The 25,646-nt window shown below is 37.7% G+C and carries 17 protein-coding genes and 1 pseudogene; 12 read left to right on the top strand and 6 right to left on the bottom strand.

What is annotated here, in order from left to right:
• Window positions 1–386 precede the first annotated feature (386 nt).
• Window positions 387–533, top strand: coding sequence for a hypothetical protein (locus F6K15_RS32040; RefSeq protein WP_293069306.1), 147 nt, complete (start codon window positions 387–389; stop codon window positions 531–533).
• A 12-nt stretch (window positions 534–545) separates the two neighbouring features.
• Window positions 546–2,192, top strand: a complete 1,647-nt coding sequence (locus F6K15_RS32035; RefSeq protein ID WP_293069304.1) for a GUN4 domain-containing protein — start codon at window positions 546–548, stop codon at window positions 2,190–2,192.
• Between the two features lie 73 nt (window positions 2,193–2,265).
• Here the strand turns inward: F6K15_RS32035 and F6K15_RS32030 are convergent, their stop codons facing one another.
• On the bottom strand, window positions 2,266–2,478 hold the full coding sequence (locus F6K15_RS32030; RefSeq protein WP_293069302.1) for a type II toxin-antitoxin system HicA family toxin: 213 nt from the start codon (window positions 2,476–2,478) through the stop codon (window positions 2,266–2,268).
• Window positions 2,471–2,680 carry a type II toxin-antitoxin system HicB family antitoxin gene (locus tag F6K15_RS32025; RefSeq protein ID WP_293069300.1) on the bottom strand — a complete coding sequence of 70 codons (210 nt, stop codon included), beginning with the start codon at window positions 2,678–2,680 and terminating at the stop codon, window positions 2,471–2,473. Before F6K15_RS32025 ends, F6K15_RS32030 begins: the two co-directional genes overlap by 8 nt.
• 150 nt (window positions 2,681–2,830) lie before the next feature.
• On the opposite strand from F6K15_RS32025, the gene F6K15_RS32020 reads away from it, so the two are divergent.
• Window positions 2,831–3,019: a DUF2442 domain-containing protein gene (locus F6K15_RS32020; protein ID WP_293069299.1), complete on the top strand. Its 189-nt coding sequence runs from the start codon at window positions 2,831–2,833 to the stop codon at window positions 3,017–3,019.
• Between the two features lie 100 nt (window positions 3,020–3,119).
• Window positions 3,120–3,341 carry a DUF4926 domain-containing protein gene (locus F6K15_RS32015; RefSeq protein WP_293069297.1) on the top strand — a complete coding sequence of 74 codons (222 nt, stop codon included), beginning with the start codon at window positions 3,120–3,122 and terminating at the stop codon, window positions 3,339–3,341.
• Window positions 3,342–3,521: 180 nt separating this feature from the next.
• Here F6K15_RS32015 and F6K15_RS32010 read toward each other — a convergent pair whose 3' ends face one another.
• Complete coding sequence (locus tag F6K15_RS32010) at window positions 3,522–4,559, bottom strand: hypothetical protein (RefSeq protein ID WP_293069295.1); 1,038 nt, start codon at window positions 4,557–4,559, stop codon at window positions 3,522–3,524.
• A gap of 73 nt (window positions 4,560–4,632) precedes the next feature.
• Between F6K15_RS32010 and F6K15_RS32005 the strand changes: the two genes are divergently transcribed.
• Window positions 4,633–4,776: a hypothetical protein gene (locus tag F6K15_RS32005; RefSeq protein WP_293069294.1), complete on the top strand. Its 144-nt coding sequence runs from the start codon at window positions 4,633–4,635 to the stop codon at window positions 4,774–4,776.
• Window positions 4,777–5,477: 701 nt separating this feature from the next.
• Here F6K15_RS32005 and F6K15_RS32000 read toward each other — a convergent pair.
• On the bottom strand, window positions 5,478–8,441 hold the full coding sequence (locus tag F6K15_RS32000; RefSeq protein ID WP_293069293.1) for an insulinase family protein: 2,964 nt from the start codon (window positions 8,439–8,441) through the stop codon (window positions 5,478–5,480).
• Window positions 8,442–9,299: 858 nt separating this feature from the next.
• Here F6K15_RS32000 and F6K15_RS31995 point away from each other — a divergent pair.
• Both F6K15_RS31995 and F6K15_RS31990 read left to right on the top strand, forming a co-directional pair.
• On the top strand, window positions 9,300–14,354 hold the full coding sequence (locus F6K15_RS31995; RefSeq protein WP_293069291.1) for a response regulator: 5,055 nt from the start codon (window positions 9,300–9,302) through the stop codon (window positions 14,352–14,354).
• An 82-nt stretch (window positions 14,355–14,436) separates the two neighbouring features.
• Entirely contained in the window at window positions 14,437–14,610 is a 174-nt protein-coding gene (locus F6K15_RS31990) for a hypothetical protein (RefSeq protein ID WP_293069289.1), read from the top strand.
• A 245-nt stretch (window positions 14,611–14,855) separates the two neighbouring features.
• On the opposite strand, the gene F6K15_RS31985 is transcribed toward F6K15_RS31990, so the two are convergent.
• Together F6K15_RS31985 and cobA are read right to left on the bottom strand one after the other, a co-directional pair.
• The gene (locus tag F6K15_RS31985) at window positions 14,856–15,452 is read right to left on the bottom strand and encodes a molybdenum cofactor guanylyltransferase (RefSeq protein ID WP_293069287.1); all 597 of its coding nucleotides are present in this window, start codon (window positions 15,450–15,452) and stop codon (window positions 14,856–14,858) included.
• Between the two features lie 206 nt (window positions 15,453–15,658).
• Complete coding sequence (gene cobA / locus F6K15_RS31980) at window positions 15,659–16,444, bottom strand: uroporphyrinogen-III C-methyltransferase (protein WP_293069285.1); 786 nt, start codon at window positions 16,442–16,444, stop codon at window positions 15,659–15,661.
• Between the two features lie 1,335 nt (window positions 16,445–17,779).
• Here cobA and F6K15_RS31975 point away from each other — a divergent pair.
• The 5 genes and pseudogenes from F6K15_RS31975 (at window position 17,780) to F6K15_RS31960 (ending at window position 23,150) form a co-directional block, all read left to right on the top strand.
• A complete protein-coding gene (locus F6K15_RS31975) occupies window positions 17,780–18,358 on the top strand; it encodes an HMA2 domain-containing protein (RefSeq protein WP_293069283.1) in 579 nt (192 codons plus the stop codon).
• A gap of 119 nt (window positions 18,359–18,477) precedes the next feature.
• Window positions 18,478–19,344: a transposase gene (locus F6K15_RS31970; protein WP_293069281.1), complete on the top strand. Its 867-nt coding sequence runs from the start codon at window positions 18,478–18,480 to the stop codon at window positions 19,342–19,344.
• Window positions 19,345–19,414: 70 nt separating this feature from the next.
• Window positions 19,415–19,582: pseudogene (locus F6K15_RS38785) on the top strand (zinc ribbon domain-containing protein); the annotation flags it as partial.
• Between the two features lie 595 nt (window positions 19,583–20,177).
• The gene (locus tag F6K15_RS31965) at window positions 20,178–22,424 is read left to right on the top strand and encodes a heavy metal translocating P-type ATPase (protein ID WP_293069279.1); all 2,247 of its coding nucleotides are present in this window, start codon (window positions 20,178–20,180) and stop codon (window positions 22,422–22,424) included.
• A gap of 447 nt (window positions 22,425–22,871) precedes the next feature.
• Entirely contained in the window at window positions 22,872–23,150 is a 279-nt protein-coding gene (locus tag F6K15_RS31960; RefSeq protein WP_293069277.1) for a DUF5132 domain-containing protein, read from the top strand.
• Window positions 23,151–25,646: the final 2,496 nt, after the last annotated feature.

The following is a 25,646-nucleotide window of genomic DNA, read 5'->3' as shown; positions in this document are numbered from 1 at the left end:
AAACATAACCAAAAAATCGCGCATTCATACTTCAATTTTGCCCCCCTAGCTCCCCAAAATTGGGTGGAATAAAGCTCTAAAAGTCCCACAGAATTGGGGGATGCGCGGGGGCTTAAACATAACCAAAAAATCGCGCATTCATACTTCAATTTTGCCCCCCTAGCTCCCCAAAATTGGGTGGAATAAAGCTCTAAAAGTCCCACAGAATTGGGGGATGCGCGGGGGCTTAAACATAACCAAACAATATATGATATTATTTTTCCTATGTATAAGTAATTTTATTCCTGAAAACTAACAATTAAATATTATGTCATTATGCTAAAAATATCGGCGGTTTTTTAGTAGGAATTCTCACCGCAGAAATTAATGCTAAAAATCTTAAAGCTTTGGTTGGATATTTGGGCGATCGCCTCTCTGGTAAGACTATTAAAATTAAGGCTGAAGGTAATGGTCGAAAGATAGATATTGAAGTTGGTAATCTGAAAGATTTGAATAAAGCTTTAGCAGAAGTAGATGATTTTTTGAATGCTTAAGGAGATTTTTTCATGGCAAAAATAGCTCTATTAATTGGAGTTAGTGAATACCTCCCAGAATTTCCTGCTTTGCCTAGTGCGGTAAAAGATGTTGAGGCAATGAAGGAAGTTTTAGGTAATTCGGAAATGGGAGGTTTTGATGAAATTACAGTGTTGAAAAATTCTAATCGTCAACAGATAGAAGAGGCAATTTATGATTTGTTTGCTGACCGGAATAAGGATGATGTTTTACTTTTTTATTTTTCTGGTCATGGAGTTAAAAGTCGAGAGGGTAATTTATTTTTAGCTACTCCTAAAACTCGCAAAGGTCAACGGGGAATTGTTACGCCGACTGCTGTGGGTGCTAGTGTTCTACAAAGTCACATGAATGATAGTTTTTCCCAACGTCTGGTTGTGATTCTTGACTGTTGTTATAGTGGCGCATTTACTAAAGGAATGACTGCTAAAGGGGATGAAAATATAGATATTCAAGCAGAATTAGGGGGTAAAGGTAGGGCGATTTTGATGTCTTCTAGTGCTGTTCAAAGTTCTTTTGAGTCGGAAGGTTCGGAATTATCTATTTATACAAAATATTTAGTTGAAGGGATTAAAACTGGAGCAGCAGATACGGATAATAATGGCAAAATTTCAGCGGATGAATTACATCAATATGTGAGTGAAAAGGTACATGAAGAATCTCCGGCAATGACTCCTCAATTTGCACCTGTGAAGGAAGGTTATCGAATTTATTTAGCAAGTTCTCCTCAAGATGATCCAATATTGCAATATCGCCGCAAAGTGCAGGAAATATTGGGTAAAAATAATGGCGATATAGATTTTCTCAATCGTTTTTTATTGGAGGAATTATGCAAGAGATATAGTATATCTAATGAGGAGGCAAAGGCAATTGAATCTGAGGAAATGGCACCTTATATTCTGTTTCGGAACAAGTTAAAACGTTATGAGGAAATCTTTAGTCAAGCTGTTGAAAATTCTTATCCTTTTAAAGAAAATGCTCGTGAAACTTTACGGGAAATTCAGTCACTTTTAGGATTGAGAGATGAGGATGTTGCAGATATTGAGGAACGATTTTTACCTGAGTCATCAGAACCAAAATATGAAAGTGAAGAATTTCTTGAATTTATTAAAACTCGCTATCAAAATGATGAAATAGAATTACTTTCTGACAAAAATGTAGACTATTCAAAACTCCGTGACTTTCTAGCAAATGGGGAGTGGAAAGAGGCAGATATGGAAACTTCTCGTTGTATGTTGAAAGTTGCCGAGCTAGAGGAGCAAGGATATCTAGATGTAAAAGATATAGAAAATTTTCCTTGTACAGACCTCCGCACAATTGACCAGCTTTGGGTAAAATATAGTGATGGTAAATTTAGCTTTTCTGTGCAGAAGAAAATTTATCAGAGTTTGGGTAGAACAAAAGAGTATAATCAACAGATATGGGAAAAGTTTGGAGAGAAAGTAGGATGGAGAAAAGGAGACAAATGGTTGAGCTATGACGAGCTAACATGGAGCACGCATGGGGCAACAGGGGGACACCTCCCGTTACCTCCTGTGGGACTACTGTTTGTTAATATAGACTTAATCTCCGAACCACCTTTGTACCTTAGAGATAGTGGATTCTCTTCTCTCGTGCAAAGACTTGTAGAGTGTAACATATAAGCGTTTTAGCTTTTCAGTTATCAGTGAGTTTGATTTGTCTTGCTCATGCGCTTTAGAAAGTTCTTTTACAAACTCATAAAAGATTCATAAACTCCTCAACAGTTAAACCAGAATCTCTAACTATCCCACCCATTGTATAAGCATTAATTGGATTTGCTCTAGGAATAAAAATTACCCGCTCTCCATTACTCATCATAATGTGTTTTCCCTGCCTAACAACTGCAAAACCAGCTTTTTGAAAAGCATTAACTGCCCTTAAGTGCTTAATTCCTGGAATGCTAGGCATAACGACCTTCTACTGTTTCTACATAACGTAACTCACCATCTGAATTTAACTCTTTCATATATTCTAAATAAGATTCTATGACATCCTTAATATTTTCCAATGCTTCAGCTTCAGTTTCTCCCTGAGACCAACATCCAGGTAAATAAGGACACCAAACAGCATATCCTTCATCAGTTTGTTTCAGTTTAACTGGGTATCGCATCTGTTTAAATTCTCTGCTATTTATTTGGTAAATATCATAACATTAATTAGGAAATTTATGAGAAATTGGAATACTTTGAAAGAAAGATATTTGAGAGATGAAATTCCTGTACGCTATCCTTTGAAAAAAATTGAACCTTTAGAGTAAATTATGTTAAAAGATATTATCCAAGTTAATCACCAAGAAAACTATCTACTTTATCTGAAATTTGAAGATGAGAAAGACGGAATTGTAGATATTAGTCAGCTAATAGAATTTACGGGAACTTTTGCCAAATTACAAGATATCAATTATTTTAAAACCGTCAAACTTAATCCTGAATGGGGAACAATTTACTGAGAAAATGGCGCAGATTTAGATCCAGATGTTTTGTATTCTATTGTCATCAATGAACCAATTCCTAAATATATTTCCAGAACAATAAAAGATAAAACCATCAATGCTTGAATTATACCAACGTATTTCTCTAACCAAAGACTTCCCAGAATATAACCTAAAAAAAGGTGATATTGCTATGTTAATTGATACAGCAACTCACCCAGAAGGAGGAGAAAATGGTTATGTATTGGAAGTATTTAATGCCATAGGAGAATCTATAAATGTAATTATTGTTCCTATGTCTGCTGTTGAACCTTTGAAACAAGAAATAAGGAGATATTAATTAATATTCAAGAATATCTACAAAATTTAGTAGTAGACTGACACAGCTAAAATTGTGCAATAGATTTTTATTTCTAGGTGTCTTTATCTCCCCTACTCCCCTACTCCCCTACTCCCCTACTCCCCCACTCCTCTACTCCCCCACTCCCCCACTCCCCTACTCCCCTACTCCCCCACTCCCCTAATCTCCATCAGAGAGTATTTGTAGACGAATCATTTGATCATTGACTTCACTGAGGCGAATTTCAATTACATTATTGGATAGTTTGTCTAAACACCCTAACAAGTGTCGTAAATGAGGTGTACTAGCACCAGTATCAACAAATAACCGTTCTGATAGATTACCTACTCGTTTCCAGGTACTGTAAAGTTTAGCAGTTGTTGCTTCTAGTTGACCAGACTGTTTGACTAGATCGGCGACTACATTCAGACATTCTAATCTCAAAGCTTCTTCCAGTACCATTTCCATATCTAATGGTGATTCATTCAATGCTTGAACTTTGGCTGCTGAATCAAGATATTTAGAAAGGTTTTTGGCATCTGAGGTCAATTGCTTAACGGTATCTAACTCAGGAGTTTGGACGATTTCCTCTTGAATTGCGCTCACATGAGATTCTGGTAATTTTTCCATTTCTCGCACTAGGGGAGCTAAATAATGTGGTGGCATAGAACCGGATGTGGCCTTTTCTTTAATTTCGTCGGGGAGTAAATCTGAACTAATGGCCATCCATTCATCTGCTAATTGTTTGACTTCTCGTCTAGTGATGCGATCGCCTTTTTTTGCTGCATCTGTCACCATTTCTTGGACTTCTGGAACGGATTTTGCTGTTTCTACGAAGGCCCGTTTACTAAAATTATTAATGGAATCTGGGTCTAAATGTCCTTCTTCAATTAAAGTATCAGCACTATTGGCCAATTCTATCAGGGCATAAGCTTGGCTCTTGTTGATTTCTCTTTCCTTGAGCCAATTGAGAAATCCACTTCCTCGCCCATCGCCTCCTTTTTTTTCTCGGTCTCTGATGATTCTTAAGATGCGTCCCCGCCAGATTTCTGTCTGGAGGTCGAAGCGATCGCAAACTTTCCATGCTGTGTCTACTACTTTTTGAAAGTCTGAGTCTGGAATATTTTCATCTTCTGGGTCTGGTAGGTCCAAATCTAGCTCTGGAAAGTTATTTAGGGCCTCAGCAAGAGCTTCAGGAAATTTAGGAATTTCAGGCATAACAGGACAGTATCATAGCTCATAGTGCCGAAATATTATTGCATCAAATAGTGGGTAATACCAGGCGGGATAGATGTTTACTACAAATGGTAGAAGTAAGGAAGAGGGAAGAAGGAAGAAGGAAGAAGAAAGAAATATTGAGGAAAAAAAGGTAAAAGTAAGGAAGAGGGAAGAAGAAAGAAGGAAGAAGAAAGAAATATTGAGGAAAAAAAGGTAAAAGTAAGGAAGAGGGAAGAAGAAAGAAATAAAAAAGGTAAAAATAATAGATATAACCCACATTCCGCACCACAAAATGTAGTATAGAAATATAAGTTAAAAGTTAAAAGTCAAAATTAATAAGTCAGAAGTCAGAAGTAAATTATAGTGGTCAATAGGAGTCATTTCAGTTATCAGTTATCAGTTATCAGTACCTCTACCTGTTTGCGCAGCATTCCGCAGGAAAGTCAGAGGCTTGAAATATTGAACTTTATTTTTTTTCATCCCCTTGAAAGGGGAGGCTTGAGACCTTATTTTTTGGTCAAGGATTCAGTAAGTATTTATGCTGACATATTTAACTGAGAAGCTGAAAATTAATGGCTAACAACTAATAACCTATTCAGCCATTAGCTATTAGCCATTAAGCAATTAACTGATTAACTGATTTTATCTAACTAGGGCTTGCTGATTAAATCTAAAAGCATTGACATATAAAGACAAGTGCCTTTTTGGAGTCGAAAAAAGTGCGCCTGTTTCAGTCTAAAACGCTCATGCGTGTTAGTATTTTAGGCCCATAGTTGGGCAGAAAAATTAAGGGACAATTTTTACTTCTACCTCCTCGCTCCCGACCCTTTTCTCCCCTCCTGGGAGGGCCCCGCGGGTGGGTTGTCTCCTACAAAGAGCAAAAAGACTTTCCATACGCAAACCCTAACTATTCTGAAATCACATAATATCAGAAATTTCCAACGTGTTTCCTTCCATTTGATCGTTTGCTTCTTCTAATTTGGCGCGAGAAGACATCACACAAATGTTACTGCGTTCCATTCCTGAAGTAAACACATCTAACAAAGTTTGCTTCACATCCGCTACCGTAGCATTGAGCGATCGCTGATAACGTTCCTCTCGTACTTCAGTAGTTTGCCCTATCAAATAACGCTCCAAGGCTAAACTTGTAGACATTTCTGGACGTAAAACTGGGGAATCATCCTGAATAGTAGCAATAATAGCTCGGTCAACATCAGTCTGAGTCCAATCTAAATCCTTGATATAATCTATCAAACCAGCAAACACCTCAAGAGTACGACTAACATGAGGGTCTCGGTAAGAATACAAAGAAAGAACCTTTCCTAACCCACTGTAAGAACATCCAACACCGTAAGCATTACCCTTCAAGCGAATTTCACTGAATAGATAACCCAAACCCAACAAATGAGCGCCCAATGCTAACAATGGAGATTTTGGATGGCTGAAGTGAGGAGCAGGCATAGTCTGAACGCAATAAGCTACCTGTACAGGGCCTGCTAAACCTTCCTGTAGATTGTAAATAGGATCGAAGCGACTAGCAAAATTCTCTCCTGGTTGTTGCTGTTGCTGCTGACTCCACTCTGAGAGGGTTCTCTTCACCACCTCATAACCATTGTCGGAACCAGTAAAACTAGCAGTTAAAGGTTGATTCGCGACATAATCGCGGATAGTTTCGATTTGAGCCATTAAATTTGCCCCATGCTCATCAAAGCGATCGCATACTTTATTGAGCAACTCTAATTGAGGCAAACCGTTAAGAATTTGGCTGATTTTAGCTTCTGCTGTCATGCCAGCACTAGCCCGGAACATGGCTGTGTAGATACCATTGTAAACTAAATCAGAACTACATTGAGCCAGAGACTGATTAACAACATCTCGCAGTCTCGCTGTATCGCGAGGGTTGACTGCAAAAATCAAATCTCGCAATAAATCTAATGCCGGTTGTAGTTGTTCGTCAAGAGTTTTCAGAGTAACACGAAATCCATGTATAGGACGATAGGGGTCTTGAGCGTGAGTCCGCAACTGAGTTTTAAAATTAATTCCACCTGTATAAGAAGCAATGCGTCGGGCAATATGTTCGTAGTCCATATCCCTTGCACCCAACTTCCGCAAAGCATCTATATAAGTAGGTACATACAACCACAAATCTTCAGGCAACCCCCGCAAACTAAAATCTAGTTGTAAATAGTTGACTCCATTTGCTAACACATGGTTGCGTAATAGTGTGACTCCACCATCAATTTGTTCGACATCAGTAGGAATATCATCTGGTTTTGGCGGTAAGTCACTTACCTGTAGTTGAGGTAGTTTAGCTACTGCTTCTGGATCGTTGGGAGTTCCTGACTCAACTTCTAGTGCTTCTGCTTCTTTAGCTATATTTTCTAGCTCTTCTGGAGTCAGTTGAGAACGTACCTGTTCCACTTGTGTTGCTACTTCTTGGTCATAAGCTGATTGCCATTCTTGGTCTGGTTTTAATACTAAAGTTAAACGGTGGGAGTTGTTGAGTAACTTTTCGCGGATGAGGTCGTTGAAATAATTAGGGTTTTCAAGGTAACGTTGTTTACATTCAACGAGGCGATCGCCTATCTGCAAAAATGTTAATGGGTCGTTACCATAAATCCAAGTTTGCATCACCCGGAACAACATCCGTAAAGGATACATACTGGCAATTTCTTGATGTTGGTATGCTGCTTGTTGAAAAGCTGCTTCCACAAGACTAGGTTCAAGTTCAGTTTCTGCAAGTTCTGCGAGAGTATTAATAATTAACTGACTGAATGCTTCACCACGGTCTGGTTCACTACCTTGAATACCAATATGAAAAGTAGTTTCCTTACCTAAAGAGTCTACTCCAGACCTTAGTAAGTCTTGACCTATTTGAGACTCAACGATCGCCTTTTTCAATGGTGCTCCTTCATTTCCCAAAAGTATTCGACTGAGAATATCCAAGGCAACCCATTCATCAGAGTTGGTGCTATCTCCCACTAACCATTTGAGCAGAATATAAGTTTTCTCTTCTGCCGAGTCTGCTGCACTAATAGGATAAGAATCTTCTTGGAAACGAGGTTCGCTCCATTGAGACTGAGGGGTAATGTTTACGTTGGGTTTCCGTTGTTCAAAAACATCTAATTTTTCAGCCAAAAATTTTAGATATTCTGGAGTGGTAATATTCCCATAGAATACAAAGTAAGCATTACTAGGATGATAATAGTTGGCGTGAAACTCCCGAAAATCTTGGTAAGTTAGTTCGGGAATATTTTTCGGGTCGCCTCCGTATTCAAGGCCATAAATGTTGTCAGGAAATAGAATCCGGTTGGCAATACTATCTAAGCGTTGTTCGGGGTCTGAAAAAACACCACTCATCTCATTATAGACTACTCCAGTAAATTTTAGCTCGCCTTGAGGATTTTCTGGGTCGGCAGGAGCTAGATGGTGGCCTTCCCGTTTGAATGTATTTTCAGTCAGCAGAGGATGAAATACTGCATCAAAGTATACTTCTGCTAGGTTGAATAGGTCTTGTTTGACTTTGCTGGAGACTGGATAATAAGTACAGTCAGGTCCGGTCATGGCATTGATGAAGGTTGCCGGACTCATTTTTAGCATTTCAAAAAATGGTTCCCGTACAGGATATTTTTCTGAACCTGCTAAAACAGAATGTTCTAGAATGTGGGGTATTCCTGTACTATTTGGCGGAGGAGTAGGAAAACTAATAGAAAACAGATTTTCTGCATCTTCTGAGTAGAGGTGTAGCAGTTTGGCACCAGTTTTCAGATGCTCCAGTTGATATGCCACCATCTGCTGTTGCTTGAGGGGGGTAATGGCTTTTACCTCAAAGCCTTCTAATTGTTGTCCAACTTCTAAGGTTCTTTCGCTTAATACGGGCATAGAAAATGAATCGCTATTTTGTTTACTTTGTTATTAGTGTAGGCTATTTCTCTTGTTTGGTTTACTCTCTGGCCATCAGTAAGTCCAAAAATTTGTTAAGTAAATAAGTAAATATGATTATAGATTCTCCAGTCTAAGTCCAATAAAGACTTATACCAATTTGATAAATATTTGCTATTAGAGTATCCATATAGTTGATAAAAATATAGTCAAATATGACTAATTCTTATTTTGCAGGCGTTACCCTGACGCTCGTGTTAGCGTAGCTCCTCCGAAGGAGGCACTACAACACCACGCCAGTTGCGTGACTGTCGGGGGACCCGCAAGGGCGCACTGGCTTCTCTATCCCATGGTCAAAGACAAAAGGGAGCTGCTTTTCTCATTCTCATCCTTCCTTTCTCCTGACTCCTGACTCCTTTCTCCTGACTCCTGACTCCTGAGGACTAAATCATACGATAACTAATTATTCAGATACCATATCAGATGATAGTCCGCAACGCGGTTGTGTGAAAAAGATTCTATAAAAAGGCAAAAGCTCATCTGGGATAAGAGTTTTAGACTTAATTTTTTGAATTTTTTACAAATTATGCACGGATTGGTATTTAGCATTTCTCTATCTCAAATAGATCGGGTAAAAAGTTTTGGCTTTTAGGGGACAGCGGTGCAACTGTGAGTCGTCGATAATCTATCAAGAGATAGAAGAGGAAAAAAATACTGTATTCTCATTAATTATTAATAATAAGTACCAAAGTATCATTCAAACTAGCTAAAACTAAAAAATTGAAATCAAAAAAATTGAGCTACTAAACTTTTGATTCACTTAAAATATAAATAAGTTTAGTAAACAGGAAATAAGAAATGGATAACAATCAAAGGTCTGTACATACTTGGTGGAAAAGTCGTATTGCTGTTCGCTATTTGGTAATTACAAGTATCTTATTAATAAGTATCAACCTAGTAGCAGAAATAGTCCTAATCCGACAAAACTTGAAATGGCAGTTAGAGAAACTAGAAAAAAAAGCTGAAAATGAAGTCCAATTTTTAAGTACTATCAGTGGAGAAGCAATTCTCAAGTCAAATTTCAGCACCTTACAAACATTTATGGAACGCACAATTCACGATAGTAATTTTATTTACGGTGCTGCCATAGATCGACAAGGAATTCCCCTCACAGCTAAAATCGATTTAGAAAACCCGACGATCGCCAAGGAGCTTAAAATACATAACTTGAAAAAAAATAATACTCTCAATATTATTAATCACCTTAAAGAACAAGAGAATATATACGAAGTAAGTTCTCCAATTATTAATAATGATGAATATCTTGGAGAAATAAGATTAGGTTTTTCAGTAAACAAAATTACAACAGAATTATATCAAAATGCTGTCAAAACTTTAGTTATTTCTATGACTATGAGTGGTGTGCTAGTGACTGTAATAATAATTTTGTTTCAGCGACAGGTTGGTGTTCCATTACAAAAATTAACTGAGCTTGCTACAACACTGACAAAAAGAAAATTAGATGAAAATAATGATACCCAAGGCAATGATGAAATAGGCATTATCCAGGGTAGTATGCATCAAATGGCCACTCAAATTCAAGAAAATTTGTTAGATTTACAACAGCAGATCGTAGAAAGGAAAAAGACAGAAACTGCACTGTTAGAAAGGGAGGAAAAATATCGCTATGTAGTTGATAATATCGCAGAAGTAATTTTTCAAACAGATGCTACAGGTAAATGGATATTTCTCAATGCAGCTTGGGAAAATATGACAGGTTTTACAGTAGAAGAAAGTCTAGGAAAGAACTTTTCAGATTTTATACATCCATCTGAGCGTCTCCAAACTTTAAACAAGTTCCAAAGTTATATAAATGGTCAAGATAGTAAAAATGAAAATATAGAATCCCGCTACCTGACTAAAGAAGGCGGGTTTTGTTGGATTGAAGCGTTTATCCAAACTCATTTCGATGCAGAGGGTAATTTAACTGGAACATCGGGAACTCTTAATAATATTACCCAACGCAAACAAGTTGAGGAAGCTTTGAAGCTTAGTCAGTTTTCCTTAGACAAAGCTGCGGATGCAATTTATTTAATGGGTTATGATGCCAAATTTTTCTATGTAAATGAAGCGGCCTGTCGTACTCTAGGTTATTCCAAAGCTGAACTTCTACAGATGAGGGTTTTGGATGTTGATACCATCATCTCATCTGAGGAACAGTGGAGGCAACATTGGCAAGACTTGAAAAATTTTCGCACTTTCAGAATAGAAAGTTTTCACAGAACTAAAGAAGGTAAAATTATTCCAGTAGATGTCACTGTGAATTATTTAGAATTTAATGGTAAAGAGTATAATTGTACTTTTGTTCGGGATATTAGCGAACGCAAACAAATAGAAAAAGAAATCCGAGAAGGAGAAGTAGCTATTCGTTCTCTTTACAAAGTAGCTTCAGCACCAAAGCTTAACTTTGACCAACGAATACAAGGACTTCTGGCTATGGGAAGACGACGTTTTGAACTTGAAATTGGTACTCTAGGATATGTTAAGGGCGATCGCTACAAAGCAATTGCTGTACAAAAACCAAAACACATTGATTTTCCAGTTAATGTAGGAGATGAGTTTGATCTAGACAAAACTTTTTGTGGCACAGTCTTTCGTTCGGAAAAACTTATATGCTTTGAAGCAACTCAGGAATCAGAATGGTATTCTCACCCCGCCTGCGTTGACTTTGGTTTAGAGGCATATATAGGTACTCATGTAGAAGTGAGAAGAGTGCCTTATGGTGTGCTTGCCTTTGCAAGTTTCAATCAACGGACAACACCTTTCAAAGATAGCGATCGCCAACTTTTAAAATTAATGGCTCAATGGGTAGGTAATGAATTAGAACGTCAGCAAGCTCAAACAGCTCTAGAAAGACAATTCCAACGAGGAGTATTGTTGAGGCAAATTAGCCAAGAAATTCGCCAGAGTTTAGATATTAATACAATCTTTCAGACTACAGTTAACCAAGTGGGTCGTGCTTTTAAAGTAAATCGCTGCATGATTCATACCTACATTAACATAGCTCTACCAGAAATTCCCTATATGGCAGAATATTTGGAGACTGGGCATCCACCTTTACTAGATTTGAAAGTTCCAGTTGCTGGGAACCTCCATGTGCAACAAATTTTATCCCAAGACCGAGCTGTCTCTACTCCTAATGTATATACCCATCCGTTGCTCAAATCAATGATAGATTTCTGTCGGCAGATCAATCTCAAATCAATGTTGGCAGTACGAACTTCTTATCAAGGAAAAGCTAATGGTATTATAGGATTACATCAATGTGACTCTTACCGTGAATGGACAACAGAAGAAATAGAATTATTGGAAGCAATAGCTGAACAAGTAGGTATAGCGATCGCTCATGCTCATCTGTTGGAGCAAGAAGTTTTGCGAAAAGAGGAGTTAAGTCTGAAAAATTGTGCTTTGGAAAAAGCGACAAAAGCAGCAGAAGCAGCAGCTCAAGCAAAAAGTCAATTTCTAGCTACAATGAGTCACGAAATTCGGACACCGATGAATGCTGTAATTGGTATGACTGGTTTGCTCCTAGATACAGAGTTGCAACCTCAGCAAAGAGATTTTGCTGAAACTATTCGCATGAGTGGAAATAGTTTACTAACTCTAATTAATGATATCCTTGATTTCTCCAAAATTGATGCTGATAAATTAGAACTAGAAGAACAAGCATTTGATTTACAACAATGTATTGAGGAATCTTTGAATTTGTTGGCTTTGAGAGGGCAAGAGAAAAATCTGGAGTTGGCTTACATGGTTGAACAAATGACACCTCTTAATATTGTCGGAGATGTGACTCGTTTACGACAAATTCTGGTGAATTTGCTCAGTAATGCCATTAAATTCACTAATGCTGGAGAAGTTACACTTCATGTACAGGCAACTCCCAGGGACGACAGTGACGATAATGACATTTATGAAATTCAATTTGCTGTGCGAGATACTGGTATCGGCATTGCTCCAGAGCAAATGAACCGCTTATTTAAGTCTTTTAGTCAGGTTAATTCTTCTATTAATCGTAATTATGGTGGTTCTGGTCTAGGTTTGGCAATTAGTAAAAAGTTAAGTGAATTAATGGGGGGTAAAATGTGGGTAGAAAGTAAAGTAGGTGAAGGCTCAACTTTCTACTTTACCATAACTGCTAGACCTGCGATCGATTCAAATAACGTTAACGAAGAAGCAAAGCAATATTTAGCGGAAAAACGATTACTAATAGTAGATGATAATACAACTAATCGAAAAATGCTAGCTATACAAGGACAGTCTTGGGGAATGTTAACTTGGGCAGTTGCTTCTGGTAGTGAGGCGGTTGATTTAATTAACCAAGGCATGAAGTTCGATCTAGCTATATTGGATATTGATATGGCTCAGATGAACGGTTTGACTCTAGCTATAACTATCCGCAAACAAACTTTAGGTCAAAATTTACCTCTGATTATGTTAGGTTCATTAGAACAACAAAAGTTGTTAGCAGAATGTTCAGATATTAATTTTGCTGCATTTATTAATAAACCAATTAGAATATCTTCACTTTATAATACGATAATTAATATTTTTACAGGCAAAAAAATCAGTATTGAAAATTTAGCTGTTGCACCGAAGGTTGAAGTTAAGCCAGTACAAAACTTGCGAATATTACTGGCAGAAGATAATGTAGTCAACCAAAAAGTCGCTTTACTGCAGCTACAGCAGTTAGGATATCGAGCAGATGTGGTAGCAAATGGCATAGAGGTTTTAGAGGCTTTGCAACGTCAACCTTATGATGTAGTGTTGATGGACTTGCAAATGCCAGAAATGGATGGGTTGGAAGCGACTCGGCTTCTACATCAACAATATTCTGCTGAATTATGCCCACGCATTATTGCTGTTACTGCTAACGCTATGTTAGATGACCGCAATGAATGTTTGGAGGCTGGTATGAGTGATTTTATCTCTAAACCCATCCAAATTCAAGAGTTAGCCCATGTACTACAGCAAGCTAATAGAATTGATGCAGATATATCAATATGGCAAAATAGTTTTGAGACTAATATTATTCAAAATAACCAACAGTTAAGTAATAGTATTATTAGAGATAATTCTGTAACAAAGGACAAGTCAATGCTAGATATTACAATGTTAGAATCAATTAGAAATATGGGAGGCGATGAACTTTTAAGTGAAATTATTGAAGATTATCTTAATTATACTCCTGGTAGATTAGCAGCAATTCGAGAAGCAATTAATACTAATGATCCTAAGGCATTACGAAGAGCAGCTCATACCATGCGCTCTAGTAGTGGTAATCTGGGAGCAGTTACTATAGGAAATATATGTCATCAGTTGGAAAAATTGGGACGTGCAGATACTACCATAGGAGCAGCAAAAATTTTTCCTACACTTGAAAATGAGTACGAACAATTCACACAAGCATTGATTAATTTTAGATCGATTAATAATATTGATTCGTCAACTTCCGTCACTGAAATTATTACTGATAATAGTTTTAGTGACTCTGTTAATAATATTAATCACTCAGTTTTAGATTTAATAGTTTTAGATTCTATTCGCCAAGCATCAGGCACAAACGCAAATAATGTTATAGCTAAAATGATTGAAGATTATTTAGAAAATACTGCTCATTATATGCAACAAATTTTAAATGCAATTGCTATTAATTCAACAGAAGAATTAAAAAAGTATACTCAACGTTTGGGTGCTTCTAGTGCTAATATTGGAGCAAGAAATATTCCTAATTTATGTGATAAATTAGCCAATTTACCAGGTTCTGAACTGATAACTGAAGGAATGGATATGGTGTTAGAACTTGATGCTGAATATGAAAAAGTAATAGCAGCTTTGAAAAAGAAATTATAGAGTTATACTAATTATGAAAAAATTGACTATATTTGATAGCGATCGCCCTCGTTACTGAATAATTAATAATTAGGGTTTGCGTATGGAAAGTCTTTTAGTAGGGGTAGGAGACAGGAGACAACCCACCCCTAGCCCCTCCCAACCCACCCCTAGCCCCTCCCAGGAGGGGAGGGGAAGACAGGAGACAGGAGAAATGGCTCGGGGGCGAGGAGGTAGGAGTAATAATTGTGCCAAGATTGTTCTGCCCAAATCTTGACCAAAATCCGCTCCTAAATTGAAGCATTACTACTTAAAACCTTGCACTTTTTGATACTTAAAAAGGCTAAAATCTTTATGTATAAATACTTTTATATTTAATCAGCAAGCCCTAATTATAACTGTTCTACTGTAAGCGTAGTTCCCCCAAAGGGGCACATGATATAACTGGATTTTATACCAAAACTAAATAATTAAAGTCGCTCTAAAAGGACGAGACTTCAGACTCAGTTTTTCAGTGAAAAACTACTGTAAATCTGAGGGAGTATTGCAGTTAAATAACATTTTTTCTGCCTGAGTATCAATAGATAATGGTTGAACTGGAATTTGAGCAAGTAATTTTTGAAAGGAGTGATTTCCTTGCTCAAGATATTTTTTTAACTCAATTTTTATCTGTTGCCGATAGAAACCACATAATGGTTCCCACCCTTGAGATGTTTTCGGAACTAAAGCTAAAATTTCAGGGGAAAGTTGGTTTAACTGAGTTGCCCAAGTTTGAATAATATCTAAGTTCAACAGAGGTAAATCACACCCTAATAGTAAAATCCAATCACTATTTATTTGAGCTAATCCCTGAGTAAAAGCAACTAAAGGTCCTTCAGTTTTAATCTCTGTTAACCATTCACATTCTGTAGGTAAAATATGCTGATATTTTTCTGGCCAAGGAGTAATAATATAAACTTTTTCTGTACATTCACTAGCTACTTGATAAACTCTTTTTAGCATAGGTATATTTTGCCAAGAAATTAGGGCTTTATCTTTACCCATACGAGAACTTTTACCACCTGCAAGAATGAGTGCTACTAGATGATTTTTCGGGAGTGAAAGTGAAGATGTATTCATTAGGTATTTGACTTCTTTAGTTAAAATAAATAGAAATCTTCAAAAATTAAAAATTAAAGCAATTATTTTCTATGAAATTGTCAATTATTTATCCCTGTTCCCTGTTCCCTGTTCCCTCTTTTCTAGAGATGCCTAATATTATGTCCGCTTAATTAGCGATCAAAAAAAACTTTCTTCTCCTCCTAATATCTTCTTTTTTTCACCACTTATCCCTCCTGACTCCTGAGGACTGACTCCTGAGGACTCCCTAATATTTGATGTAAATTAACCACATCACCAATAACTGCAATAGCTGGTGCTTTAAACCCAGTTACTTCAATTTGTTCTACAATAGTTTCGACAGTAGCAATTAATTCTTTTTGCTCGGGACGAGTTCCCCACTGAATTAAAGCAATGGGTTTTACTGGGGAGCATCCGGCAACTATAAGTTCTGTGATAATATTATGTAGGTTATGAACTCCCATATAAATCACAATAGTTTCTGAACCCTGGGCGATCGCTTGCCAGTTTATATTTGCTCGATATTTACCTGTTGCTTCGTGACCTGTGACAAAAGTAACTGAGGAACTATAATTTCTGTGGGTAAGGGGAATACCCGCATAAGCAGGTGCAGCAATACCAGAAGTAACACCGGGAACAACTTCTACAGGTACTCCTGCTTGTATTAACTCTTCCATCTCTTCTCCACCACGACCAAAAATAAAGGGGTCGCCTCCTTTCAAACGTACTACCACTGCATGAGTTTGAGCTTTTTCAATTAGCAGTTGAGTTGTTTGTGTTTGTGGTAGGGAGTGGCGACCACGACGTTTGCCTGCATTGATTTTTTCTGCATTAGGGTTAATCATTGCTAGGATAGGACTGCTGACTAGAGCGTCATAGATAACGACATCTGCTTGTTCTAATAAGACTTTTCCTTTAAGTGTCAGTAGTCCGGGATCTCCTGGTCCTGCTCCTACTAAATAGACTTTGCCTATACATTTTGACTGATTCATATTTATTATTTTAGATAATTATACAATATAGAAGCCATTTGGAATATTAGCTAATGTTGGGTTTTTAGGCTAAAAAGTTAGGATATTGATATTTAATTACATAGATAGATATCTCCCACCATCAAAAATTAAATCAATTATTGCACTCTTATACAATTTCTCACGCATTCTTGCTACATCTCCTTGAGAGTAGAGAGTAGGGAGTAGGGTTAAAAGACATAATATATTTTGGTTTAATGCCGATAATCGCATGCAAAAATTACTGAATCATTATTATTACTTAATAACTGAAGTCGCATCAGAAGTATAGGATTAATCCATGGAAATTGGTATTATTCATCAATTCTTTCCCCTACTCTCTACTCCCTATCCATGGAGGAGATGCTTAATAAATCCCAAATTAATTCTATAGTTAAGTAATTGTATTAAGTTATTGAGCTGTTATTATAACTCATAGTATTTAATCATACAATTTTATAATCATAGCCTAATTTACTCCTTTTTGCGTAACATCAGTTACTTACAGCGGTTTTCATGATTAGTAGACCACAGTAGGGACGTTCCATGGAACGTCCCTACAAGGTTTTGTTTGTGAAGATGTGGTTCATCGACTTGAAAAACGCTGTAAATCAAGTTTTCAACTCACAGGGTGACAAGCACTTCAAAATTATTTTGGGATAAGGGTTTCAACGTTCCCAGTCAATATGCAAAATTGCTAGTCTTCCCGTATCGTTTTGGCGATCGCTATGAATAGGTTCCCATTCTAGAGGTTCTGAATTATTCAGTTTGACTCAGTAATGTAAAATATTTGGGTTTTAAAGATGGCGATGATACAACAAGCGTCCATATTCAAGATCGAAGAAATTATTGTCTATTAGACATCTGGTAAAAATCAAAAATCAAATCAATTATTGTACATAAATTATCAATTCTTTCCCCCTATTCCCTGTTGCCTTTCGGAGCTGTTGCCTCTTTTGGTGGAGATTTCTATTAGACATCTGGTAAAAATCAAAAATAGAATCAATTCTTATCCATAAATTATCAATTATTTCCCCCTGTTGCCTTTCGGAGCTGTTGCCTGTTGCCTCTTTTGGCGGAGATTTCTATTTAGAGAACAAAGTTTTGAGATATAGTTTTAGTAAATAAATTCAAGGTTAATTAAATGTAATTAATCAAATTTACTACAAAAAGACTAAACTTGATTCAAGTCATGTTTTCTTCAATAGTTAAGTAATCATTAAATTCACTTCAGATATTCCTACGATTACTTGAAAATATAAAATTAATATGTTTACTTTTCATATTAATAATCCATAACTTAAGAGGATGTAAATAATGGCCACAACCTCAAACTATACAAACAACACAAACACAGTTGAGACAACTGGGGAACAGTTAGGTGCATTTTTACAAGCTCACAATGAAATTGAATTTATTCTACCACCTCTAGTGGGATTGATGATTACCAATAGATTTCAATTAAGGGGTGCGACGGCACTGCTGGTTAACCTGACAGTTGCTGGTTTCGTGCGACAAATCATTGAACAACTTAAAGAGCAAAAAGTAACTGTAGTTGCACCTGTGGTTGAGACTGGGGCAACAACTATTTCTCAATCAGTGACTCCAGTTACCAATGATGACTCGCCAGCATACACTATAGTCCATTCGACTCCGGGTCGCATCCGGTTGCGCATACCAAGGGTAGCATCGGAAGCAGATTATGCTAAACGGTTAGAAGAACTGTTAAATACAGATTCTCATGTATTAAAGGTGCGGATAAATAGGTCAGCATCTTCTATTGTCATTCAATATCAGGCGGAGGGAATGTCAGACTGGGAATTGGGGATGCTATTGATGAGTATAATTCAAAAAGCTGATTCTGATGAAGAGGAAATATCTGAAGTAGAGCATTGACTTAATCAAAGAATAACGATATAATACGTTAAGAAGCATACTTTTAGAAAGGCTGTGCTAACCCGTACATGAAATCCATTAGAACCAAACTAAAATTAAATAATAAGCAGAAAACTCTGATGGCTCAACACGCAGGCTATAGCAGATGGTGTTATAACTGGGGTTTAAGCTTGTGGAATGCTTCTTATAAAGACGGTTATAAACCCAATGCCCGTAAACTGAGAGAGGTTTTTACTAATCATACAAAACCACTAATACCCTGGATGAAAAAATTGTCGTCTAGAGTCTATCAATACGCTTTTCCTACGGAATGCTGCGCAAACATAAACTTAGGAGAAGCATTTAAGAGGTTTTTTTCCTGCGGAATGCTGCGCAAACAAGGGTTGGGTAAATATCCAAGATTTAAGAAGAAAGGTAAACATGATTCCTTTCCTTCGGAATGCTACGCAAACACAATAGAAAACCAGTGGAAAACCAATAGAACTAAACGGATGGAGTCACAAATTACCATTTATTGGTATTGTGAACCTATTGAAGCAACAACTAAAAAAATCACAATTAGTAGACAAGCAGGTGATTGGTATCTGAGCTGTAGCTATGAATTTCACCCCACAACCACACCCAAAAAAACTGATTTAGTAGGTGTAGATTTAGGAGTGAAAACTTTGGCTACACTAAGTGATGGAAAAGTATTTGAGAGTGTGAGAGCGTATCAGAAATTTGAAGCCAAGTTGTCAAGAGAGCAATACCTAAATCGTCATAAAGAGGTAGGCTCTGCTAACGGTCGGGCGGCACAACTGAAGATAGCTAGGTTGCTGAGAAAAGTAGCAAACATCCGTAAAGACGCACTTCATAAACTGACAACATATTTAGCCAAGAACCACAACCCACCCCCATCCCCTACTGGGAGGGGAGCAAGAGGGGTGGGTGAAGATTTGAATGTCAGAGGAATGCTCTCTAACCATAAGCTAGCCAAAATCAGTTAGCAGATAGTGATTTTATGAATTTCGCAGACAGCTTAAATACAAATGCCAATGGTACGGTTGTAAGCTAGTAGTAGTAGATAGATTCTTTCCATCATCAAAGACTTGCAGTAGGTGTGGTCATGTTCAAGATATGCCCTTGCATCTGAGAACTTATGACTGCAAGAAGTGTGGGTTGTCAATCTTATTGAGATTTAAACGCCAGTATAAAGAGCGAGAGATGCGGTCGGCTCGATCGTGAATGCCTGTGGATGAGTAACCGCCGACGGTCTCACAAGAAGCAGGAAGTAAACAGCCTCCGTAGGAGGAGCTACGCTATCATATCGTCACGTTATGTGACGCTTTGTATCAGTTTTATAGAGCAGGAGTAAGTTAAAAGTTAAAAGTCAAAAGTTAAAAATAAGATTTTATAGGCTCAAAACTTTGACACTACAGTAATTTACCGAAATTATTTCACATCTAAGATTTGAAACTATTTGTGACATTTCTAAAGTGAATTGGTATTAACTAGCTATCAGCTCTCAGCATTTAGCTGGAGCGCTAAAAATTCAAGGGTTTAAGTCCCCCACTATATTTGAAAAAGCGCGTGGTGCGCCTTTTATGGGGGATTAAAACCCCCATTATACACGCAACTAGAAGCTGATGGCTGAAGCGTTGAGTGCTGAGTGCTACTTCAAGTTAAAAGTAAGATAAATTAATGATTTCTACTAGACATCTCCAAAAATCAAAAATAAAATCAATTCTTACCTAGAAATTCTCAATTATTCTTCCCTGTTCCCTATTCCCTCTTTTGGAGGAGATTTCTACTAGCAATACTTCCTGATTCAATTAAAGCCATGGAAATTATCAAATCACAAGAGCAAGGGTCAGCATCTGCACTAGGAGTTAAAACTCCCACAATATCATTAATTCACGGGATTCCTGGACGAGCTAGGTTTCGCATGATGCGCTTGACTATAGATAAAAATTGTGCTAAAAATGTACAAGAATTATTAGAATCGGATACCCATGTCAAAAAAGTTCGGGTTAACCAAGCTGCGGGTTCCATCACCATTAACTATCAGACTAAAGGCAGAACAGAAGGGGAAGTGCAAGACCATCTGGTATATCTGATGGAAAATGTTGATAGTTCTAGCATCACAGTTGCCAGTAAAAAAGTTGACTTCCAAGCACCACCAGAAACAGAAGACGAAAATGAGGGAGAATGGTCAAGTTTAGCAATACCAGGTATAGCAACCCTGTTAGCTTTTCTCGGCGGACCGTTAAAATTACCAATTTCCCCACAACTAAGTTTTAGCGCCTTAGCTATTGCAGCTTTTCCAGTAATTAAACGAGCTTTTCAGAGTCTATTTATCAACCATCGGCTGAATATCGACTGTCTTGACTTCCTCTCCCTAACCTTGGGTGCTATTCAAGGCAAAGTATTAACACCTGCATTAGTCTTAACCCTCCACGAACTGGGGGATGTAATTCGCGAACAAACTGCCAGGTCAACCGAACATCAAACTTCAGACCTATTAGATGCAATAGGACGTTTTGCCTGGGTAGAACGAAATGGAGAAAAACATCAAATACCAAGCGACCAAGTAAAACAAGGCGATACAGTAATAGTTTACCCAGGAGAACAAATACCTGTGGATGGAGAAGTGCTGCAAGGAGAGGCAGTCATTGACCAACAACAACTCACCGGAGAGTCAATGCCAGTGGTAGGAAGACCAGGTACTTTTGTCTATGCTTCGACTTTGGTGCGTTCTGGTCAAATTTACATCAGAGCAGAAAGGGTAGGCACACAAACTCGCGCTGCTGCAAGTATCGAGCTATTAGAAAAAGCTCCAGTTTATGACACTAGAATGGCAAACTATGCCTCTCAAATGGCAGACAAGTTAATTTTGCCGTCGTTGATTTTAGCTGGAATAGTCTTAGCTACAACTCGCGACCCCAGTAGAGCAGCATCTATTCTTACCCTAGATTTTGTGACAGGAATTCGGGTATCTGTTCCTACGGCATTTTTGGGCGCCCTTAATCATACTACCAGACATGGAATTTTGGTCAGGAGCGGTCGTACTTTGGAAATGTTGGCTGATATTGATACGATTGTTTTTGATAAGACTGGTACTTTGACTCAAGGTAATATTGCTGTGGTGGGAGTGGAAACTGTCCCTGGTCGAATGAGTGCAGAAGAAGTATTAGCTTTAGCTGCTTCCGCCGAACAACGTATTACTCATCCAGTGGCAGAGGCGATCGCTCGTTATGCTGAGGAAAAGGGCGTGGAGATTTATCCACGGGGTGAGTGGGATTATAAAGTTGGGTTGGGTATTCAGGCAGAAATTGATGGTAAGGATGTTTTGGTAGGGAGTGCGAAGTTTTTGACTGAGGCGGGGATTAATTTGGATTGTTTTTATGAGCATCATCCCTGTTTTCAGGAAAATTGCGAATATCCCAGCCAAGAATGCCCGGTGTCTGAGTGGTTATCTTTGATTTATGTCGCTTGTAATGGGGAGTTTCAAGGGGCAATTCAATATAAAGACCCAGTACGTCCCGAAAGTATGCCTTTAATTGTTAGGTTGGAGAAAGAGTATGGTATGGAAGTCCATTTACTGACTGGGGATAATGAGGTTAGGGCAAAGATGGTGGCGGAGGAATTAAAAATTCCTCCGTCTCAAGTTCATGCGGAGGCTTTTCCTGACCAAAAAGCTGCTATTGTGCGAAATTTGTGTCGAGTTGGAAAAACTGTGGCTTTTGTTGGAGATGGGTTAAATGATTCTGTGGCCTTAGCTTATGCTGATGTATCGGTTTCTTTTGAGGATGGTTCGGATGTAGCAAGGGAAACAGCAGATGTGGTGTTGATGAATAACAATTTATCTAGTTTGTTGGAGGCGATCGCTATTGCCAAGCAGACTAAACATCTCATTGAACAAAATACAGTGATGGTAGTAGGGCCAAATTTGGTAGCTTTGGGGTTTGCTTCAACAGTGGGACTACATCCTTTAATTGCTACTGTGGTCCATAATGGCAGTGCGATCGCCGCAGGTTTAAATAGTTTACGTCCTCTAGTACAGCATCAGTTGGAAAGTATTCATTAATGGATAATGGCTTTGTTGCATGAATGTTGCGATCGCAACTTCTCCTTGGACTTGGACTTACTCATATCTACTGATTCGTATTATCCTGATGCTATTTATAGCCTAAACGTCACCTTTTGTGCAACAAAGCCGTAAATAACTGTTAAAATATAATCAGGGAATAGGAAATAACTGCACAATTTCTTTTCTTTTTTAGCCCTACCTTTAAGGCCGGGATATTATTGACGAGTTAAGAACTTTTGAAGAAATATTTCAGTTAATTTCTTATACCATTTCACTTTAAAGATGTCACAAATAGTTTCAAAGTTATTATGTCAAATAATCCGTTGAAACTATTGTAACGTCAAAGTTTTCTATCTATTAAATCTTACTTTTGACTTTTGACTTTTGAATTTTTACTTCCGTGAAACGGTATTACTTCCTTCTTACTCCTTAATTCTTAAAATCATGTCACTTGTTCACTTAAAAAAATCTGTCGTGACTCTGCACATCCGAGAAATGATTGAAGACGGTCAAACTAATAATCATCTTGCCATATTAGGATTAGGTGCATTTTGGCTTACTCCATACATTGCTCCAACTATCACAAAATTTGCTAGACCAATCGTTAAATCTGTGATTAAAAGTGGTCTTTCTTTATATGAAGAAAGTAAGACAACTTTTGCAGAAGTTGGTGAAGAATTTGCTGATAATTTAGCAGCATCTCAAACTGAAATGAAAAGTTAATTTTTTTTGGGGTAGGTTGAATAATTAGGGTTTGCGCTTCACTAGTCTTTTAGTAGGGGTAGGAGACAACCCACCCCTAACCCCTCCGGTGGAGGGGAAGACAGGAGACAACCCACCCCTCGCCCTTCCCCCGACCGTGGAGGGGAAGACAGGAGGAATGGCTTGGGAGCGAGGAGGTAGGAGCGGGCGTTTTGTCCCAAGATTGTTCTGCCTAACTATGAGCCTAAAATATGCTCCTAGCATGAGCGTTTTAGACGTGATACCAGGCACTGCAATTCGACCCCAAAAAGGCAGTTGTCTTTATATGTCAATGCTTTTAGATTTAATCAGCAAGCCCTAATTAGAAAAAACCTACCGCTCAACTAAACTTACTCAAACTGAACGAGAAAGCCTGAAAGCTTAGTTGAACTCAAGTAGATCGACCACCACAGGGTTAAACGGCAAACCCTTTACTCTCTGGTCAAAGAAATCAGAAATTACTTTTTTAATAATGTTCAACGACCCATTTACATCTGCATTTAATAATTTATTTTCCCTGGTTTTATACAACCCTCTTGTTACTCTTTTTCCACTAAATTTCGGTTTTTGAACTCCTTATGTTGGTAAATCATCCCTATCTAAACAGCTTGATTGAGATGTACAAGATTCTTCTGTAATTATTACTTTTATTCCTCTTATACCAGTTTTATATGAGGTTGCATAGAATGATGAAATTCATTAAATCGATCTATATTTATCTACGCTTACCTATGGTCAATTATGCTTTAAATATTATTCTATGCAGCTTCATTTCAATTTGGTATTAGTTGGGCTTTATATCTTAACATCTCTATTAACTTATAACCCACATTCCGCACTTCAATTTGTAACGTCATAAGTAGTATATAAGTCCGTACCTTACAGCGCTTTTCAGATTGATAAACCACATCGTCATAACCAAAACCCTTTCATTAATGGATAATGGATAATGGATAATTGATAATTACCTCGGGTTTTAACCGCTACGGAATTGAATATAAGGAATATTTTCTTTTCTTGGTCGATGGTCGGACAGGGCAGGTTTCGGAGCCATCCCACCCTACGGGAAAGCTGCGAAGAGAGAACTCCGTTCCGCTGACGCGAAACGCGTCAGCGTTGCGTTACGCCAGTTTTGCGAAGCAAAAGCAAACGACCGCTGTCTTGGTCGATTGAATATGGCGAGGGGACCGTTCCCTCCGGGACGCTACGCGTTAACGTAGTTGTGCGTTAGCAAACGCCATCCCTCGACCGCTTTTTTTCCCCTTAAAAGGGGAGGCTTCAAGGCGCGAATTATTTAATTATTAATTATTAATTATTCGGTAAGGGCCCCATTCGGAGCTTTGCGGAACGCAAATGGCATTCGCCCCTACTGTGGTCTACTGAAATGAAAACCGCTATAGTAAGTATTTATACTATACAAATCATCTCTATTACTTTTTTCGTTCATCAAATTCCGAGTAAAAAATTTACGCATAAATACTTGCTTGATTGTTTACTCAATTACGGCAGCTATGATTTTCTCCTAAATTCTGACTCGGTCCCCCTGGCTCCTTCTTATGTACTACATTTTGTGGTGTGGAATGTGGGATTTAAACACTATCCTATATGAGAGAGTCTTTTTGCTGATAGCTGACATTCAGTATTCAGCTATTAGTTCGACTGAAAAGTAATGTCTGTAAGCTTTTTAGAGTTTAGTGAGTGAGAGAAAAATTTTTATATTAGTTATACTTATCAAATATTATTAAATATATTTGGAATTTCAACTTAATTTTGCAAAAAAAGTTGAAATGAGCTATTTAGGGGAAAAATAGGGATAATTTGGGTGCGATCGCGTTCTAATTAGCCATTCTATTAAAGTATTGATATGTAAGAAATACAGGGCGGTTGCAGGGAAAGAAATTTTCGTGTATTTTTGAAGTAAGTGATTAGCTCTGCTTAGGTGCTTATTAAAATGAAAAGGGTATTAGTGAGTGGGAGTGCGATCGCGTAGCAGAACAATTTCAAGAATTAAGAATTAAGAATTAAGAATTACCTCTTCTTATAAATAAGAGGATTGGATCAAAGGATTTTTTTTTCTTCTCTTGCTCGATTGGATACTGTTTTTGCAGTCTGTTTAATCATTTCAACTTATGGTTAAATAATGGGACTTAGACATTTTTTGGTAGGAAAAATGTGTCAAAGTCCTCACGGGGTGACAAGCTAGTTGAAAGGTATATATAGAGATGGATTTGCGTTCTGGAGCTGAAGAATACTTCAACAGAAAGGGAACGCTGGCTTGAGAATAGATGGGGATGTAGTGCGATAGCTTCGCTGTGCCTCCGGCAATCGCGACGCGTTCGCACTACACCTCCATCCCGCCTTGAACTATTGTTCAAGTAAACTGCTAAATAATATTATTAAACAACTTAAAAATCACTTTTCTTAATCGATTATTAGTCAAAAATTACGGTGTTATTAAGTAGTGTATTTATAGCTTTA

It is taken from the genome of Okeania sp. SIO2B3, assembly GCF_010672525.1.
GTDB lineage: Bacteria > Cyanobacteriota > Cyanobacteriia > Cyanobacteriales > Microcoleaceae > Okeania.
The sequence above is the reverse complement of the archived record's forward strand: the minus strand, read 5'-3'. Positions and strand labels throughout refer to the sequence as shown.

Coding starts and splice junctions, on each gene's coding strand:
- F6K15_RS31985 (WP_293069287.1), bottom strand. CDS start 15,452: ATGAATACATCTTCACTTTCACTCCCGAAAAATCATCTAGTAGCACTC.
- F6K15_RS32025 (WP_293069300.1), bottom strand. CDS start 2,680: ATGCGATACCCAGTTAAACTGAAACAAACTGATGAAGGATATGCTGTT.
- F6K15_RS32005 (WP_293069294.1), top strand. CDS start 4,633: ATGTTTACTACAAATGGTAGAAGTAAGGAAGAGGGAAGAAGGAAGAAG.
- F6K15_RS31965 (WP_293069279.1), top strand. CDS start 20,178: ATGGAAATTATCAAATCACAAGAGCAAGGGTCAGCATCTGCACTAGGA.
- cobA (WP_293069285.1), bottom strand. CDS start 16,444: ATGAATCAGTCAAAATGTATAGGCAAAGTCTATTTAGTAGGAGCAGGA.
- F6K15_RS31975 (WP_293069283.1), top strand. CDS start 17,780: ATGGCCACAACCTCAAACTATACAAACAACACAAACACAGTTGAGACA.
- F6K15_RS32010 (WP_293069295.1), bottom strand. CDS start 4,559: ATGCCTGAAATTCCTAAATTTCCTGAAGCTCTTGCTGAGGCCCTAAAT.
- F6K15_RS31990 (WP_293069289.1), top strand. CDS start 14,437: ATGGAAAGTCTTTTAGTAGGGGTAGGAGACAGGAGACAACCCACCCCT.
- F6K15_RS32000 (WP_293069293.1), bottom strand. CDS start 8,441: ATGCCCGTATTAAGCGAAAGAACCTTAGAAGTTGGACAACAATTAGAA.
- F6K15_RS32015 (WP_293069297.1), top strand. CDS start 3,120: ATGCTTGAATTATACCAACGTATTTCTCTAACCAAAGACTTCCCAGAA.
- F6K15_RS32030 (WP_293069302.1), bottom strand. CDS start 2,478: ATGCCTAGCATTCCAGGAATTAAGCACTTAAGGGCAGTTAATGCTTTT.
- F6K15_RS31995 (WP_293069291.1), top strand. CDS start 9,300: ATGGATAACAATCAAAGGTCTGTACATACTTGGTGGAAAAGTCGTATT.
- F6K15_RS32035 (WP_293069304.1), top strand. CDS start 546: ATGGCAAAAATAGCTCTATTAATTGGAGTTAGTGAATACCTCCCAGAA.
- F6K15_RS32020 (WP_293069299.1), top strand. CDS start 2,831: ATGTTAAAAGATATTATCCAAGTTAATCACCAAGAAAACTATCTACTT.
- F6K15_RS31970 (WP_293069281.1), top strand. CDS start 18,478: ATGGCTCAACACGCAGGCTATAGCAGATGGTGTTATAACTGGGGTTTA.
- F6K15_RS31960 (WP_293069277.1), top strand. CDS start 22,872: ATGTCACTTGTTCACTTAAAAAAATCTGTCGTGACTCTGCACATCCGA.